Annotated in this window: 17 protein-coding genes; 7 read left to right on the top strand and 10 right to left on the bottom strand. The window is 66.8% G+C overall.

Going from position 1 to position 16,374, the window contains the following annotated elements:
* Positions 1-5: 5 nt before the first annotated feature.
* Entirely contained in the window at positions 6-659 is a 654-nt protein-coding gene (locus ACFXHA_RS15465; protein WP_379357056.1) for an RNA polymerase sigma factor, read from the top strand.
* On the top strand, positions 656-883 hold the full coding sequence (locus tag ACFXHA_RS15460; RefSeq protein ID WP_379357055.1) for an anti-sigma factor family protein: 228 nt from the start codon (positions 656-658) through the stop codon (positions 881-883). Before ACFXHA_RS15465 ends, ACFXHA_RS15460 begins: the two co-directional genes overlap by 4 nt.
* Here the strand turns inward: ACFXHA_RS15460 and ACFXHA_RS15455 are convergent.
* Positions 880-3,180: a LuxR C-terminal-related transcriptional regulator gene (locus ACFXHA_RS15455; protein WP_379357054.1), complete on the bottom strand. Its 2,301-nt coding sequence runs from the start codon at positions 3,178-3,180 to the stop codon at positions 880-882. The genes ACFXHA_RS15460 and ACFXHA_RS15455 overlap by 4 nt on opposite strands.
* 177 nt (positions 3,181-3,357) lie before the next feature.
* On the opposite strand from ACFXHA_RS15455, the gene ACFXHA_RS15450 reads away from it, so the two are divergent.
* Positions 3,358-3,738: an MmcQ/YjbR family DNA-binding protein gene (locus ACFXHA_RS15450; RefSeq protein ID WP_379358272.1), complete on the top strand. Its 381-nt coding sequence runs from the start codon at positions 3,358-3,360 to the stop codon at positions 3,736-3,738.
* Between the two features lie 29 nt (positions 3,739-3,767).
* Here ACFXHA_RS15450 and ACFXHA_RS15445 read toward each other — a convergent pair whose 3' ends face one another.
* Together ACFXHA_RS15445 and ACFXHA_RS15440 are read right to left on the bottom strand one after the other, a co-directional pair.
* Positions 3,768-4,685: an alpha/beta hydrolase fold domain-containing protein gene (locus tag ACFXHA_RS15445; protein WP_379357053.1), complete on the bottom strand. Its 918-nt coding sequence runs from the start codon at positions 4,683-4,685 to the stop codon at positions 3,768-3,770.
* A 57-nt stretch (positions 4,686-4,742) separates the two neighbouring features.
* Positions 4,743-5,591 (bottom strand): alpha/beta fold hydrolase, encoded by an 849-nt coding sequence (locus ACFXHA_RS15440; protein ID WP_379357052.1) that lies wholly within the window; start codon positions 5,589-5,591, stop codon positions 4,743-4,745.
* Positions 5,592-5,646: 55 nt separating this feature from the next.
* On the opposite strand from ACFXHA_RS15440, the gene ACFXHA_RS15435 reads away from it, so the two are divergent.
* From ACFXHA_RS15435 to ACFXHA_RS15425, 3 genes are all read left to right on the top strand, one after another.
* Positions 5,647-6,243, top strand: a complete 597-nt coding sequence (locus ACFXHA_RS15435) for a TetR/AcrR family transcriptional regulator (protein ID WP_379357051.1) — start codon at positions 5,647-5,649, stop codon at positions 6,241-6,243.
* A gap of 140 nt (positions 6,244-6,383) precedes the next feature.
* Positions 6,384-6,836: an RICIN domain-containing protein gene (locus ACFXHA_RS15430; protein ID WP_379357050.1), complete on the top strand. Its 453-nt coding sequence runs from the start codon at positions 6,384-6,386 to the stop codon at positions 6,834-6,836.
* Between the two features lie 21 nt (positions 6,837-6,857).
* The gene (locus ACFXHA_RS15425) at positions 6,858-7,715 is read left to right on the top strand and encodes a hypothetical protein (protein WP_379357049.1); all 858 of its coding nucleotides are present in this window, start codon (positions 6,858-6,860) and stop codon (positions 7,713-7,715) included.
* 22 nt (positions 7,716-7,737) lie between these two features.
* On the opposite strand, the gene ACFXHA_RS15420 is transcribed toward ACFXHA_RS15425, so the two are convergent.
* The 4 genes from ACFXHA_RS15420 to ACFXHA_RS15405 all read right to left on the bottom strand — a co-directional run bounded on the left by ACFXHA_RS15420 (position 7,738) and on the right by ACFXHA_RS15405 (position 11,167).
* The gene (locus ACFXHA_RS15420) at positions 7,738-8,847 is read right to left on the bottom strand and encodes an FAD-dependent oxidoreductase (protein ID WP_379357047.1); all 1,110 of its coding nucleotides are present in this window, start codon (positions 8,845-8,847) and stop codon (positions 7,738-7,740) included.
* Positions 8,844-9,755: a DUF1295 domain-containing protein gene (locus tag ACFXHA_RS15415; RefSeq protein WP_379357045.1), complete on the bottom strand. Its 912-nt coding sequence runs from the start codon at positions 9,753-9,755 to the stop codon at positions 8,844-8,846. Before ACFXHA_RS15415 ends, ACFXHA_RS15420 begins: the two co-directional genes overlap by 4 nt.
* A 66-nt stretch (positions 9,756-9,821) precedes the next feature.
* The gene (locus ACFXHA_RS15410) at positions 9,822-10,487 is read right to left on the bottom strand and encodes a tetratricopeptide repeat protein (protein WP_379357043.1); all 666 of its coding nucleotides are present in this window, start codon (positions 10,485-10,487) and stop codon (positions 9,822-9,824) included.
* Between the two features lie 149 nt (positions 10,488-10,636).
* Positions 10,637-11,167, bottom strand: a complete 531-nt coding sequence (locus ACFXHA_RS15405; RefSeq protein WP_379357041.1) for a pyridoxamine 5'-phosphate oxidase family protein — start codon at positions 11,165-11,167, stop codon at positions 10,637-10,639.
* 108 nt (positions 11,168-11,275) lie between these two features.
* Here ACFXHA_RS15405 and ACFXHA_RS15400 point away from each other — a divergent pair, with 108 nt between their 5' ends.
* Positions 11,276-12,364 carry an erythromycin esterase family protein gene (locus ACFXHA_RS15400; protein WP_379357039.1) on the top strand — a complete coding sequence of 363 codons (1,089 nt, stop codon included), beginning with the start codon at positions 11,276-11,278 and terminating at the stop codon, positions 12,362-12,364.
* 21 nt (positions 12,365-12,385) lie between these two features.
* Here ACFXHA_RS15400 and ACFXHA_RS15395 read toward each other — a convergent pair whose 3' ends face one another.
* The 3 genes from ACFXHA_RS15395 to ACFXHA_RS15385 all read right to left on the bottom strand — a co-directional run bounded on the left by ACFXHA_RS15395 (position 12,386) and on the right by ACFXHA_RS15385 (position 16,331).
* Positions 12,386-13,090, bottom strand: a complete 705-nt coding sequence (locus tag ACFXHA_RS15395) for a carbon-nitrogen hydrolase family protein (RefSeq protein ID WP_379357037.1) — start codon at positions 13,088-13,090, stop codon at positions 12,386-12,388.
* 49 nt (positions 13,091-13,139) lie between these two features.
* Positions 13,140-14,366, bottom strand: a complete 1,227-nt coding sequence (locus ACFXHA_RS15390; protein WP_379357035.1) for a bifunctional 3,4-dihydroxy-2-butanone-4-phosphate synthase/GTP cyclohydrolase II — start codon at positions 14,364-14,366, stop codon at positions 13,140-13,142.
* Positions 14,367-14,522: 156 nt separating this feature from the next.
* A complete protein-coding gene (locus ACFXHA_RS15385; protein ID WP_379357033.1) occupies positions 14,523-16,331 on the bottom strand; it encodes an MFS transporter in 1,809 nt (602 codons plus the stop codon).
* Positions 16,332-16,374: the final 43 nt, after the last annotated feature.

Here is a 16,374-nt window from a genome sequence, read left to right as displayed (position 1 = left end):
TGCGGGTGGGCCACGCCGACATGCTGCCACCGGACGACATTCTGGTCGGCGACCTCCGCAAACGGGACGAGACCGCCTTTCAACTCGTGCTCGATGCCTGGTCGCCCGGCATGCTCCGGCTCGCGCGCTCCTTCGTCTCCACCAATGCCTCCGCCGAAGAGGTGGTACAGGAGGCGTGGTTGGCGGTGATTCGCGGCATCGACGGGTTCGAGGGGCGCGCGGCCTTCAAGACCTGGGTGTATCGAATCCTGGTGAACACGGCCAAGAAACGCGGCATCGCCGAGAGCCGGACCGTGCCGTTCGCCAGCCTGCGGTCCGAGGACGATGGGCCCAGTGTGGACCCCGATCGCTTCCGTACGGCCGGGGACCCCTACCCCGGGCACTGGAAGGCCGGGCAGAAACCGCAGCCCTGGTCGGAGCCGGAAACCGCCACCGAGCGAGCGGAATTCGCGCGGGTGGTGGCCGCGGCGCTGGCCGAACTGCCCGACCGTCACCGCATCGTGCTGGTGTTGCGGGATATGGAAGGCTATTCCTCCGAGGAGGTGTGCGGGCTGCTCGACCTCTCGGCCGGAAACCAGCGGGTTATCCTGCACCGGGCGCGGGCGGCGCTACGCACGAAACTGGAAGGCTACTTCGACGCGGAGGCGGTGCTGTCGTGAATTGCGATGAATTCGTCGAACTCGTCACCGCCTTCCTCGACGGTGCGCTGGAGACGGCTGCCGAAGAGCGTTTCCTGGAACACCTTTCGCAATGCGACGGCTGCGACGTGTATCTCGAACAGTTCCGCCGCACCATCCAGGCGGTGGGGGAGTTACCTCCGGAAACCCTCTCGGGCGAGGCGCGCGGCAAGCTGCTCGACGCCTTCCGGGGCTTCCAGCACTAGAGATCGTGTTCGTGCGCCCACGCTGCCAGCTGGGTGCGGGAGGTGAGGCCGAGCTTGGTGAGAATGTGCTCGACGTGGGTCTCCGCCGTGCGCACCGAGATCACCAGGTCGGCGGCGATCCGCTTGTTGCTGTGACCGGCGGCCACCAGCCGGGCGACATCCTTCTGACGTCGGGTCAGCAGGTTGGTCTCGGTCAGGGTCGCGGTCGCCGAGCGGGCGATTCGTTTCGGGGCAGGCGGCGCGGCAACGGGTTTCGGCTCGGCCTGGGTACGGCCGAGGGCGTAGTCGATGGCCCGGTCGAGCGGCAGATTCGCGCCCGCGCCGAAGGCGGCGAGAAAAGCGTCCTCGCCCAGCGCCGCGCGGACCTTCAACCGCTCCTTCTCGCCGACCTCCACCGTGATGGTATCGGCCAGGCGAATCGTGCTGCGCTGCAAGGATTCCGCCGCACCCATCAGTGTCGCGGCCCGTTCGAAGTCATTGTCCGCGGACACCGTCCACGCCAGCCCCTCGAAGGCCGAGGACAGCCATACACAGCGCTCGAACAGGGCCAGCTGTTCGATGGCGCGGCTGTGGAATTCGGCGGCGGACTCCAGTTCGCCGCGCCGCCAGTGGTCGATGCCCACGGTCCACAGCGCCAGCCCGCCGAGCAGATGCGAACCGCTGTCGGTGGTGAGCTGCAGGAACCGCTCCGCCAGCTCGGTGCGGCCGGGCGCCTCCAGCACCATGGCCGCCATGAAAGAGAAGGCGTGCGAATCCATTTCGATGGCGGGCTGGCCGTGGGTGGCCGCCAGCTCGATGGCCCGCCGTCCCAGCTCCAGCGACCGTGGCCGATCGCTGGAGGCGAAGGCCAGCAGCGACTGATCCAGCGCCACCTCCGCCAGGATGTCGGAATCATCCAGGCGGGAAGCCAATTCGACACATTCGGTCACCAACCGCGCCGCCGACACCTGATCGCCCAGCAACGCCGCCAGCGAGGCCGCCGACGACAGCGCCTTGGCGCGTTCGGCCGTCGGGTCCGGGTTGCGGGCGAGGGAATCGGTGAGCCAGCGGTAGCCCTCGGACAGGAAGCGGTTGTGTTCCCAGAACGGCCGCAGCACGGTCACCGTGGCCATGGTGCGCAGCGGCTCGTCCTCCAGCCCCGATTTCAGCGCCGCGCGCAGATTCGCGTGTTCCCTGGACAATTCGCCGAACCAGGCCACATCGTCGGCGGTCCAGTACGCGGTCTGTCCGCGCATGGCGAGCTGTCGATAGTGTTCGCGGTGCCGCGCCCGAACCTGTTGCGCCGTACCGCGTTCGGTGAGCCGATCGGCGGCGAACTGGCGGATGGGCTCCAGCATCGAATAGCGGGCGACGTCGCCGTCGAAGCGCAACAGCACCACCGACTTGTCCACCAGCCCGGTCAGCGCCTCGATCAGCGAGGCCGAACCCAGCTCGCACACCGCCTCCGCGGCATCGATGTCGTAACCGCCCGCGAACACCGAAAGCTGGTCCCACAGCGCCTGTTCCGCGTCCGTGCACAGGTCGTAGCTCCAGCGGATCGCGCCCTCGATGGTCTGCTGTCGCGGGGTCGCGGTGCGCGGTCCGGCGCTGAGCAGCCCGATGGTGTCGTCGAGCCGGTCGAGGATCTGCTCGGGCGTGAACATGCGCAGCCGCAGTGCCGCCAGCTCCAGCGCCAGCGGCATCCCCTCGAGGCGACGGCAGATCTCGGCGAGCACCACCCGATTGGCGGGCGTGGCCTGGAAACCGGGATTGGCGGCGGTGGCGCGTTCGATGAACAGCTGCAGCGCGTCCCCGTCCTCACCGGCGGCGGACACGGTCAGCGGCGGCACCGGCATCACCTGCTCGCCGGGGATGCCGAGCACCTCGCGACTGGTCGCCAGCACCCGCACATCGGGAGTGGTCGCGATGATCCGCTCGACGAGCGTCGCGCACGCCTCGATCAGATGCTCGCAGTTGTCCAGAATCAGCAACAGACGCTTGTCGGCGAGGAACTCGGTGAGCCGGGGCAGTGGCGCGGTGGACTCGTCGCGCAGGTTCAGCGCCTCGGTCACGGCCAGCGTCACGAGCGCCGGATCCTGAATGTCGGCAAGCTCTACCAGCCACACCCCGTCGGGGAAGGCCCGAGCGACCAAGTGCCCGATCTGCCGCGACAGGCGCGTCTTGCCCATGCCGCCCGGACCCAGCAGGGTGAGCACCCGGGTGGTCGGCAGCAGTCGCTTCGCGGTAGCCAGTTCCTGGCGGCGGCCGACGAAGCTAGTCACCTCTTCGGGGAGGTTTCCATCGACACGCCGCGCCATGGCGTCCAACCTATGTGATTTGCGGCATTCTGTGCCAGCAGGCACGCATAAACCCAGCTCGCGACCCCGGCGGCGGTGCGCGCCGATACACTCGACGAGGTGCCGAGCAGACCGCGCAAAGCATCGAGCAGACCCCGCCGCGCCCGCGTCGAAGACGTCCACGACCTGGCCAATGCCATGCCGCACGTGACCATCTACGGTGGCCCGTCCGACAATCCGGTCTATCAGGTGGGCGGCAAATCCTTCATCTTCTTCCGCAATCCACGCCCCGATGCCTTCGACCCGGAGACCGGGGAGCGATACGACGACGTGATCGTCTTCTGGGTGCCCTCGGAGGACGACAAACTGGCCCTCACCCAGGACCCGGACTCACCGTTCTTCACCACCCCGCACTTCAACGGTCACCTCTCGGTTCTGGTGCGCGGCAGCCGAATTCCCGAACTCTCGCTCCCCGAACTCACCGAGGTGATCCAGGACGCCTGGCTGTCTCGCGCCTCCCCGACCCGTGCCCGCAAGTGGCTGGCCGAAAACGGCCCCGCCGCACCGAAATCCGAGTAGGCGTTCCGGACCGTTTCCGCCGCTCGATATCAGCGTGGTGAGGGTGCCGGACTGAGGGCGGTGCGCAGGCTGTCGAAGATGACCGCCCGCGCCACGCGGGCTTCCGGGGTCGGGGTCAGCGGGTACACGTGCACCAGTTCCGCGACCTCGTGATAGTCGACCTCGACTCCCGCGGCGCGAGCCTTCTCCACCAAGATCCGGATGTCCGGCATCAGGATGTCGCGGGTACCGGAGAAGACGGTGAGCGGGCCGAGCCCGGTGAAATCGGCGAACAACGGGCTCACCATGGGGTCCGTGATCGGCAGCGGGCCGCGCCAATGCTCGCCCAGCACCAGCCCGCCGTCGCGGCCGAGCCACGGATCATCGGGCTGAACGACGAGGACCTCCGGATTGCTGAGCGAGAGGTCCAGCGCGGGTGAAATCAATACTGTCCGAGGCACGCTCGCCGCTTCGGCATCCCGCAGCGCGACCGCGGTGGACAGGGCGATCTGCCCGCCGGCGGAGTCACCCGCCAGGCAGACCTCCCCGTACTGTTCCCGATTGGCGCGCACCAGTCCCGCGATGACCGGAATGACCTGGTCGGCCGTGCCGTAGGGCACCAGCGGATAGATGGGCAGCGTGACCGTCGTCCCGGCCCGGGCCGCGATGTCGGCGGCCAACTCCCAGTGCTGACGGACCACCTGATTGACCCAGCCGCCACCGTGGCAGTAGACGACATTCCCGCGGACCGCGCCGCTGCGCGGCGTCAGCGTGTAGATCGGCCACCCGTTCTCGATCCGCACCTCGATCCGCACATCCGGGCGCAGCAGTCGCGGCGGCCCGTACGGCTGGGGGCGAATGCTGCGCTCGCGGATGTGCTTTCGCGCGCCCTCGGCGGTGATGAAAGGCTTGTTGGCCTGGGTGATCCGCAGGAACACGGGCACCGCCCGACTGAGCAAACTGGGCATGACGCCTCCCGTATCTCCAGTGATCGCGGCACCGACGATACCGAAGAGTAGCGTCGACTATCCGTGATCGATCACCGCGCTGGTGAGGAATTCCGACATGGCGGCGGCGACCGCGTCGGGCTGGTCGATCATCGACAGCACGTAGGCGTCATCGATTTCCACCAGCCGGGCCTTGGGAATCAGCTCGGCCAGCCGCCGCCCGTGCTCGCGCGGCATCACCTTGCCCGCCGACGACCACAGGATCAGTGCCTCGCCCGAGAAGTTCCGCAGCGCTTCGGTATTGGCGATGAGCTCGGCCTTGGAGCGCTTGGATCTGCCGTAGGCGAGCATGTCGCGCTGAATCCGCTTGTCCCGCAGGCCGGGTTCGGTCCAGCCGTGCACGAGTTCGTCGCTGAGCGGATAGCGTGCCATCCAGCCGAACAGCAATGGCGACGAGCGCAGCCACGAGATTCGTAACTGCTTGAGCCCCAAGGTGACTCCGCCCGGCAGGTGCGTGGCGACGGTGACCGTCTTGCCGGGCAGGCCGGGTGGGAAGTTGTCCCATGCCTCGCAGGGCAGCACGATCATCCGGCCGACGCGCTCGTCGAGACCGTAGGCGGTGAGGAACAGGCTGCCGCCCCAATCGGTGTGCACCAGGGTCACGTCGTGCAGGTCGAGCGCCGCGAGGAAGTCCGCGAGCAACTGGTTCATCCCTCGCATGCTGAGGTCCGCGCCCTCGCGCATCGGTTCCGGATGCGAACCGAACGGCAGATCCGGCAGCACGTACCGGAACCCGTCCGGCAGCTTGTCGATGACCGCGTCCCATTGCGTGTGATTCATCAGCAGCCCGTGCAGCAGCACGACCGCCGGCCCCTCGCCCCGCTCGACGTAATGGATTCTTCCCGCACTGACTTCGGCAATCGGCATGACCAACTCCTCCCCTAGAGCACACGCTCTAGTGCGTTTGCTCTAGTCTGGATCCGTGAGCGAGAAACTGTCAACCACCACTCGCGACCGCCTGGTCACCGCCGTCGCCGAGCTCATGCGCGTCCAGGGCTACAGCGCGATCACCGTCAAACAGATCACCGCCGCCTCGGGAGCCCCGATGGGCTCGCTCTATCACCACTTCCCCGCCGGTAAATCGGCCATCGCCGCCGAGGCCCTCCGCACCTCGGGCGTGGCCTACATTCAACTGCTCCCGCTGCTGATGGACGCCCACGACGACCTCCGCGAGGCCATCCCCGCCGCCTTCGCCGCCGCCGCGGAGACCATCGAGCAGAACGGCTGGATCAATATGTGCCCGGTCGGCACGGTCGCGGGCGAGGTGGCCGACAGTGAGCCCGGAATCCGCGACGTCGCAGCGGAAGTCATCCAATCCTGGATCGCCGAGGGCGTGAACTACTTCGTTCGACGTGGTCTCACCGATACGGACGCAAGGGAATTGATGATCGCCCTCCTCTGCGCATTGGAAGGCGCCTTCATCCTCAGCCGCACACTGCGTTCCAAGGAACCGCTATTGGCCGCCGGTCGAGCGATGGCGTCTCGTGCTTCGGAGCTCATCGACGGTTCGCACGTTTGACGCCTGCCGAAGGTCGGAAGGTGTATCGCGGCAGGGCTTTTCGTCAATTCTCACGCTCGGAGAAATGTCGAGACGGCGCCGGATGGCTGTGCTAGCCTCCGACCGGAGTTGCCGCCGGAGGGGCTGCAACTGGAGGGGAAATGAACGTGCTGAAGGGCATTCGTAGAGCTGTCATTTTATTGCTGGCGGCTATGGCCGCATTGACTGTAGCGTCTGCGGCGTCAGCCGACAGCCTGCAGATCCGTAGCGGTATGAATGGTTTCTGTCTTGATATTCAGGGGGCGAACCCGGATCCGGCATCGGTTGTCTCGTACCCGTGCAACGGTCAGTCCAATCAAGCCTGGTATTGGGACGGCCAGCAGATCCGTAGTGGAATGAATGGCTTCTGTCTTGACATTCAGGGGGCGAATCCCGATCCGGCACCCGTCGTCTCGTACCCGTGCAACGGCCAGCTCAATCAGGCCTGGTACAGGAATGGCGCGGAGATCCGCAGCTATCTGAACAACTTCTGCCTCGATATTCAGGGGGCGAACCCCGATCCGGCGCCGGTCGTCACGTACCCGTGCAACGGTCAAACCAATCAACGGTGGTAATTGCCCGTAGGGTTTGATGGCATGACGCTCGAGCAGGTCGTGGCTGAACTCTATGGGCTGCCGCCCGGCGAATTCGTGGCTGCCCGCACCGAGCGGGTGCGGCAGGCCCGCGATGCCGGCGACAAGGCTCTGGCCGCGGCGATCGGTAAGTTGCGGCGGCCTACCGTCGCCGCGTGGGCGCTGAACCTACTGTCTCGTGAGGCGGGCGATGATGTTCGCGCACTGCTGGAAGTGGGCGATGCCCTGCGGGATGCTCAGCGCCGGCTGTCGGCCGAGCAGTTGCGCGCACTCACCACGCAGCGGCAGAAAGTGGTCAATGCCGTCACTCGCAGGGCTGCAGACCTGGCCGCGGGCCGGGGGCAGCGGTTGACCGAATCTGTACTGCGTGACATCGGCGCGAGCTTGCAGGCTGCCTTGGCGGATCCGTCGGTTGCCGAAGGATTGCGTACCGGAACCCTGACCGCCGCAGCCACTTACGAGGGATTCGGGCCCGCAGCCTTGACTGCGGTGCCAGGCGATGGGCACCGCGACGTCGGAACGCGCTCGACAACAGTCGATTCCACCGCCGACGAGCGTGACCCCGAGCCGCATGCGGAGGCGCGACGGGAGCTGGAGGAGATGCTCGCCGAAGTCGAATCCGCCCGTGCCGCTGTGACTTCCGCCCGATCCGACCACGACACGGCGGTCGCCGATCTCGCTGATCTCGACGACCGCATCGAAGTCCTGCGCACCGAGCTGACCGAAGCCGAACAGCGCCAACGATTTACGGCCGCCACCGAGCGTTCGGCTCGCGAGGCACTGCGGCATGCGGAGGAACACCTCGACGGTGTCGAACGTCGCGTCGAAAGCGCCCGGAATCGATTGACTCCCGGCGTCTGAGCATCACCGCGGATCGACGGGATCAGCTGGGCTGCTCGCGGATTCCGCCGTAGATGCCGCGCCGCACGATGAACGGCTGGAGCCTGGACCAGGCGGGAATGCGGAAGGCTCGGCCGTTGGGGGCGAAGACTTCGAGGCTGTCGTGCTGGGGACCGATCACCGAACCCCAGCGGCGGGTGGCCGGCCGGAAGGGTTTGGCGGTGCCGCCGGTCAGGTCGGCTCGGATGTTGTGTGCGAGCAGGCCGTCGGCGCGACTTCGGGCCGACGTGCGCAGCGGGTCGGTGGCGGCGACGTCACCGATCGCATAAACGCCGGAAACGCCGGGGACACGCAGATATTCGTCGACCGGAACGAAGCCGTTCTCGTCGAGCAGTGCGCGCGGTAGCCAGGTCGTGTTCGGCGTGACCCGCCCGATCGTCCAGAGCACCGCGGACGCTTTGCTTTCCGGCTGCCCGGTACTCCACGCCACCGGCGCATCGGTGATCTCGTCGCAGGCGAATCCGGCGGGCACGACCGCGCGGTGTCGCGGATGCAGGCCGACCCCCAGACGTTCGAGCCGGGCGCGCAACGTGCGCCAGACCTTGGGGTGATGATGTGGAAGCGCTTGGTCGCGTGGGTAGTACAGGTCCACGCGGGTATCCGGCCAGCGGACGGCCACATTGAGCGCGCTGCTCACCGCGGCCGCCCCGCCGCCGAGCACGATCACCGACTCGGCGCGGGCGAGGCGCTCGTGATCGGCGGCGAGCGTGGTGGCGATGTGGTTGTGGGTCAGCAGTTCGGGGCGACGCCAGAAGCCGTTCGACACTCCGGTCGCGATGACCAGGGCGTCGTACGGCTCCGCGGCGGGTGTGCCGTCGGGCCCGGCGATATGGACCAGTCGCGCGTCGGGATCCAGCCCCGTGAGCGTGGCGTGCACGGTGCGCACCCGGTCCATCCGGCGGTACCGGTCGAAGGACACCCAGTAGTCACGCGCCCACTCGTCGGGACGGGACAGCCGCAGTCCCAACTCCTGTCCGCTGACCAATCCCGGCTTGGTCGAGATCCCCACCACGTCGGCATGCCGGGAAAGATGGATCGCGGTCAGCAGGCCGGTATCGCCCAGCCCCGCGACCACGACGCGCGGGCGGCTCATGCGGCATGCTCGCTCTCGCTGCCCGCCAAGGTGTTTCGCCGACGAGGCGGCCGTGGCACGAACCGCGGCACCCGGTCGATCACCCCCTGGTACTCGGGTCGGCGCGCAAGGCTGCGCTGCTCCATCATGGGGATGCTCGCGCCCTGGAACATCGCGTACATGCCGATAGCGCCGAGCAGTACCCACCACCAATCCTGTGGTGCGGCCGCCAGCCCGAACAAACCGAGCGCACACCAGAAAGCGAACTCGCCGAAGTAGTTCGGGTGCCGAGACCAACTCCACAACCCCCGATCCATGGCTTGGCCGGGACGGCGGCGCGCCACGAAGCGATACATCTGTAGGTCGGCGCAGAAGGCGAGCAGCACCGCGCCGACGCCGATCACGAACGCGACGATGTCCAGTCCGCCGACAGCGCGGCCGGTGTTGGTCAGCACCGCGTACACCGGCAGCATCCCCGCGAAAACCTGCAGGGTGGGCACAACATGAATCCCGAACAGGTCGGCCGGCACCGCGGCCCTCCCCGCCCGCTCCCGAATCATCGCGTACCGCCAATCCTCGTGGTGCAGACCGGGAAACGCGTACAGCCAGTTCCCGGTCAATCGAATCGACCAGAACACGATCACGCCCAGCACCAGCCAGGCCCGCGTCCGATCCCCACCCGACCCGATCTCGACCCACCACGCAACCATCAACAGCGGCGGCAACACACTCCAGTACGCGTCATAGAAGCTGGAGTTCCGATACATCCGGCTGGCCCCGAACACCACGAGAGTGGCGATCAGGTCCGCCATCAACCCGTCCAACAGCAGGCTCGACGTCCTTGGCCCCCAAGCCAACCACGCCCCACCCGCCCCGAAGGCGAGCACATAGGCAATGCCGACCCGCACTATCGCCCCGGTCTTGTCCATACCCCGACCGTACCTAGAACGTGTTCTAGTGCGGGCGACTTCCAGTCTCTCCGTTTCCGCACTTCCTCACGATCGCTGGTTGAGCCGTTTCAGGAACAGATCTCGATTGTGCGTCGCCAGCTCCACCTGGAGTGCAAAGGATTCCGGATGCGCGCGATCGAGACGCAGGTACAGCTGCAGGGATTCATTGGCGATACGCAACGCGTCGGAGAGATCCCCGGCGTCCGACAGGTAGCCGCCGAGTTGATGCAGGGCGCCGGCCAAGTAGCGCTCGTAGCTCGGCCGGCGTGGGGCAAGGCGGCGCAGGATGTCGACGAGTTCCTCGCCGAAAGGCAGTGCTTGCTCAGCCTCGCCGGTCCGGTCGAGTGAGCGGGCCAACTCGTCCAGCGAGCTCAGCAGAATCGGACCGAACCGATGCGGCGCGCGCGACAGCGACCCTCGGCACAGCGCGAGCGCCTCCCGTGCGTCGTCCACCGCCTCCTGCTCTCGGCTCACACACCGCAGCAGGTTCGCGCGCAGACTCAACGCCGTGGCGAATTGAACCTCGGTGGTCGTGCGCCGAACGGTCCGCGCACGACGACAGATTCGCAGCGCCTCCTCGACATCGATCAGCGCATCGTCGTAGCGATATTCGAGGGACAGCGCCAACGCCCGTAAACGAAGCGCGGAGGCGAGGTCCGGCCCGAGGCCCGGTAGCGCCGAAGCCCATGGCCGCAGCACCGCGACCGACATGGTTATGAGTTCGGGGTCCCGCACCCACCGCCGGTAAGTGTCGCCGACGCCGATTGCCATATGAACCACCCCGTATGCCGAGTTTTCAGTACGACTACTTCCAACGACCGCCGCGCCAGTCGATTCCCTCCCAACTGGTTCAGGGCAGCTCAGAATGCCCAACGTGTGGTGCCGCCCGGCGCAACGGTCGATACCGACACGGCCGAGCGGGGCGTGATCCGGTAGACGTACCACGGTGCCGGACCGGTGGCGGGCGCATTGAACGGGGCCGTGAGCCCTATTCCGGATTCGTCCACTTCGCACGGCCAACCGCCTGCGGCCCAGGTGGCCGCGATGCGCCCGACCGTGCTCGGGTCGGTGATCTTCTCGGCCGTTCCGTTGATGACGAGATCGAATTCGTTCGCGGTGACGCTCAGGGCGCAGCGCGGATCTCGCGTGACGTTCTTGCCTTTCTGCGTGGCATCTCCGGTTTGGAACCAGTACGTGCCGTCGACCCACACTGCGCCCACGGCGGTGACATGTGGCGTTCCGTCCGCATTGATGGTGGTGAGCCAGGTCGTGTGCCGGGAAGGTCCACCGCTTTCCGGTCCCTGATCGATGTCGCGGTCGAGTACGGCCGTGACGCTTTCCCAGTCCTGGATCTGCATCCCGTTGGAGTCGTCGAGGTTAGTGGCTTTCATTGCTACATCCTTTCCATGGTTCACAGAGATACGACGGCTCCCGACGGCGGAACTCATCGCACGACTCGGCTTGACCTGAACCAATGTTGAGGTTGAAGACTGGCTTCCATGGAAGCCAAGGCACTCTCAACTGCAGCAATCGTCGGCATCGGTGAGTCGACTCGTTTCGCCCATGAGACTTTCGCTCTGCGCGACACCCTGTTCCGGGATCTGGTCGAGAATTATGACTTTCGGACCTTGGCCGTGCAGGACAGCGCGAATGTCGGCGCGTCGCTGGATGCCTATGTGCGGGAGGGGGAGGGGACCGCTGTCGAGGCGCTTGCCGATGCTTGGCGGCCGTGGCGGACCGAGGAGATGGCCGCCACTCTCAGCTGGATCCGCGAGTTCAATCGGGCGCATCCTGACGATCAGGTTCAGATCATCGGAATCAAACCGGCCCAGGCGAAGTCGGAGGATTACGACGCTGTTCTGGATGCAGTCCGCGCCGCTGCCCCTGAGCGGCTGGACGATCTGTCTGCGCACCTGGATCCCATTCGGACGGCGCACAGCATGGACGAACATGTCCAGCGGGCCAAGGGTGTTCACCCCGGCCGCCGCTTTCGCGACCATGCCCGCGAGGCCTCGGAACTGGTCGCGGCGATCCCCGGGATCGACGAAAGCGTCCGGGCGCGAATGGGGTTGATCGAGGAGTTCCATCAGCACAGCGTGGCGGGGCGGGGCAGTTATGCCGGTGAGGCCGAACTCTGGGCGGCGACGATCATCGGTCACTACGAGAACACCGGGCGGCGAACTGTGTACTGGGACGGGATCGCGCATGTCTCGGCCGGATCCGCCGCGCTCGGTCTTGCCGCCGGTCAGGGTGACAATGCCAGTGTCGGCAGTGTGCTGCGCGAGCATTTCGGGCGTGACTATGTCGCCGTGGCAATCGGCTTCCACCATGGCAATGTCGGAGTGGCCGAGATTCCGGCTCCCGCAGCGGATTTCCTGGATGCGGAGCTGGGGGAGCGGGGTGAGTCGCCGCTGTGGCTGGATATGCGGACCGATCCCATCGCGACCCCGGTCAAGATGCGGGTGATCAGCGGTGTCTACGACCCGACCCGGGATGCCGACGAGCACTTGGCGATTCACAATCTGGCGGAGGCGTTCGACATCGTCGCTCATATCCGCGAGGTGACGCCGGTGGCCTGGCTGGCCTGAGCGGCGAGCCCGTTCGATGCGCTAGCCGACCTGTGCGCTGACCACGCCGGGCGAGGTCGAATCGGCCTCGACCAGCAGGTCACCGCCGGGACGCCACACCGCCGCTCCGCCGCAGCCGATCCACGGTCCCGTCGGGCCGACGTGATTGGCCAGCACCACAGACATATTCGAGTCGCGCGCGATTGCGGGATAGATGGTCGCGCGCTCCTGGACTCCGCCGGTCGACCCGTAGAGCGAACTGGCCAGGTGGACGTCGCAGCCGTCGGCGGCGCTGCGGGCGATGAGCTCGGGAAAGTGATTGTCGAAGCACGTGGCCAGGGAGAACCGCAGCCCGCCGAGCTCGAATCGCCCGTCCTGTGCGCCGGAGACGAAGACCTCGCGTTCGTGCTCGAACAGGTGTTGTTTGCGGTAGCCGGTGAGGAGTTCGCCGGTGGCGCTGTAGACGAAGGTCGTGATGGCGGGTCCGTGCTCGGTGGGTGCGGCGCAGTTGATCACGGTGGTGAGGCCGGTGTTCCGCAGCGCGTCCAGCCGGGCGTCATCGGCGTCGACCAGCAGGCCGGGATCGTCGGCGATCAGCTTCAACTCGTAGCCGGTGAGTGTCAGTTCCGGGAAGACCACGAGGTCCGCGCCCGCGACCCGGGCCCGTGCGGCGAGGGCGACCGCCTGCCGCACATTCGCGGCGACATCTCCGGGGACACAGGTGAGCTGGGCGGCCGCGATCTTCATACCGCCCAGCATTTCAGCCGAACCCCAAGTGACATTGCGGCAGGGGAGCTCAGTGGTAGCCGACCGCCTCGAAGTGCGGCAGCTGGTGGCTCATGCGGTCACGCTTGGTGCTGAGGTAGTGGACGTTGTGCTCGGTCGGCTGGGTCTGCAAGGGGATCCGGTCGTGCACGGTGATGCCGTTGGCTTCCAGACCGGACTGCTTGGCGGGGTTGTTGCTCAGCAGCCGAACGGAATTCACGCCCAGATCCGCGAGAATGCGGGCCGCTGCCCCGTAGTCGCGGGCATCGATGGGCAGGCCCAGCCGGACATTGGCGTCGACCGTGTCGGCACCGGCGTCCTGCAGCTCGTAGGCGCGGAGTTTGTTGAGCAGCCCGATGCCCCGGCCTTCCTGGCCGCGCAGATACACGACCACACCCCGACCGGCGGCGGCGACGGCCGCCAGCGCCGCGTCGAGCTGCTCGCCGCAGTCGCAGCGCAGCGAGCCGAAGGCGTCGCCGGTCAGGCATTCGGAATGCACTCGGGCGAGCGTGTTTTCGCCGGTCACGTCGCCGTAGACGAGTGCGAGATGCTCCGCACCGGTGTGCTCGTCGGCGTAACCGTAGACCCGGAAGTCACCGAAGCGGGTCGGCAGGCGGGTCTCGACGATGCGAGAGATGCCGTGCTCCAACTGCTTTCGGTACTCGATGAGATCGGCGATCGAGACGATGGGGATGTCCCAGGATGCGGCCATCACCCGCAGTTCGGGCAGCCGAGCCATGCTGCCGTCGTCATTGACGACCTCGGCGATCACACCCGCGGGCCGCAAACCCGCCAACCGCGTCAGGTCGACAGCGGCCTCGGTGTGACCCGGACGCCCCAGCACGCCACGGGGATTCGCGCGCAACGGGAAGACATGGCCGGGCCGCGAAAGCTCCGCCGGCGTGGTGCGCGGATCGGCGAGCAGCCGCATGGTCTGCGCCCGATCGGCCGCCGAGATCCCGGTGCTGACACCGGCGATCGCGTCCACGGAGACGGTGTAGGCGGTGCCCTTGGGATCCTGATTGACCGCGGTCATCGGCGGCAGTTGCAGCCGGTCGCAGTCCTCACCGGTCATGGGAACGCAGAGGACACCGCTGGTGTGCCGCACCAGGAATGCGATATTCGCGGCGGTCGCGTGTTCGGCGGCGAGGATCAGGTCGCCTTCGTTCTCGCGGTCCTCGTCGTCCACGACCAGCACCGGGCCGCCGCGGGCAATGGCGGCCACGGCCGCCGCAATGGTGTCGAAGCCACCGGTCATCGTCGACCACCTCCTCCGGCCGTACGGGCTGTCGGCCTATTTCCAATCGAAATATGCCGGGCGGAGAACAGCGAGGTCAGGTCCCGCTCACTGGTCAACAATGAGCGCACAACGGCCCGGAAGCGACATGCTTCCGGGCCGTTGATCAGAGCAGTATCAGTGCTCGGCACCACCGGTGGCCGCGGTGCGCCCGTGCTTCATGAAGAGCGCGCCGACCAGCGCCACCGCCGCGGAGATCGCCACGAAGTAGAAGCTGATCTCATACCCCTTGTCGGCGTACAGCAGTGGAATGTCCTTGGTGACCGGCGGCGCACCCGCCACCGACACCACCGCCTTGACCGGGTTGGCCGTCAGGAACGCCGTCGCCACCGCGAGCCCGATACCGGCGCCCATGGCCTGCATGACGCCCAGCATGCCCGCGCTGATGCCCTGCTGTTTCGCCGGAACACCATCCACGATCAGGTTCGGTGTCGAGGCGTAGTACAGCGCGAACGCGATGCCGTACACCGCGCTGATCAGCGCCTGCGTCTGCCAGCCGTGCGAGAGCGCCGCATAGGCGAGGCTGCTGCCGACGAAGATGACCAGCGCCGTGATCAGCGGCCACCGCGCACCGGAGCGCCGGATCCACAGACCGCCGAGGAAGCCGAACAGCATGGCGATCAACGACTGTGCGAGCGTGACGTGCGTGGCGTACTTCAGCAGCGAGAAGTTGTCACCGTAGGTGTAGCCGGGGCTCAGATCCACCTTCACCATGTCCGGCGGCAGCTTCGAATACACCATCTCCGGCGGCACCTGGGCGTTCACCACCTGCGGCGTCACCTGTGCATTGACCTGATCGGTCAACTGCTGCACCAGCGCGGGCGGCAGATCGACACCCGGCGGCATCGCGGCCTTGGCCTGCGCCTCGGCCTGCGCGAGGCCCTGGGCGCGCGCCTGAGTCAAAGCCATGGCCTGTGCCTGTTGCAGCGCACCGGCTTTCACCTGCTCCCAGGTGGCGTCCTTGACCTGCGAGACAACCTGAGCCGAAGGCGGCGACTGAGTCATGTAGCCGGTGGCATACGACTGGTAGCCGATCATGAACGAGGCCAGCAGACCGATGAACAACACGACGCTGACGCGTGGATTGAACAGCAGCTTCATATCCATGATCGGTTGCTTCGCACGCATTTCCACGATCGGGAACAGCGCCAGCAGCACCAGGCCGCCGATCAGCCAGGCCAGCGTGGACGGCTTGGTCCAGCCCCAGTCCTGCCCCTTGTCCAGGTACAGCAGGGTGAGTGTGGCGCCCGCGCCGAGCAGCGCCGCGCCGATGATGTCCAGCCGCTGCGGGGTACGCAGCTTCGACTCCGGCACCACGATGATCAGCAGCGGAATCATGATCACGGTGAAGACGAACAGGAACCAGAACAGTCCGCGCCAGCTGTAGTGATCGGTGATGTAGCCGCCGATCAGCGGACCGGCCAGGGCGGAGACACCCAGACCCGTGGAGGCGATGCCCAGGCCGATGGGAACCATGCGGCGCGGCATCAGATCTCGGATCAGGCCGTAGGACACCACGGTGGTGGCGATCGCGGTGGCTTCCAGTGCGCGGCCGACCAGGAACAGCGCCCAGTTGCTGGTGATGGCACAGATGACCGTGCCGATCAGGAACAGCACGCCGCAGACCAGGAACATCCGCTTCTTGCCGTAGATGTCGCTGAGCTTGCCGATCAGCGGGGACACCGCGGCACCGAAGATGCCGAAAACGATGATGGCCCAGTTGATGTTCGCGCCCTGGGCGGGGAATGAGGGCGCGATTTGCCGGATGGCCGACGCGACCATCACGTACTGCATCGGGGAGACCTCGGTGAACAGCACGATGACCGCGAGGACCGACCAGATCCTCAGATTCGACGCGCCGTCGAGGCGGCCGGATTCGTCAGGCGCGGAGCCGGGAGGCACCGCGGTGTCGACGGAGGTGGACATACTGCGTCCTCCAGAGTGGGTAGTGAAACGATGGTGTGAACCG

This window comes from Nocardia sp. NPDC059240 (assembly GCF_042753865.1).
Classification (GTDB): domain Bacteria; phylum Actinomycetota; class Actinomycetes; order Mycobacteriales; family Mycobacteriaceae; genus Nocardia.
Note: the sequence above shows the minus strand (reverse complement) of the source record. Positions and strands in the feature narration are given on the sequence as shown.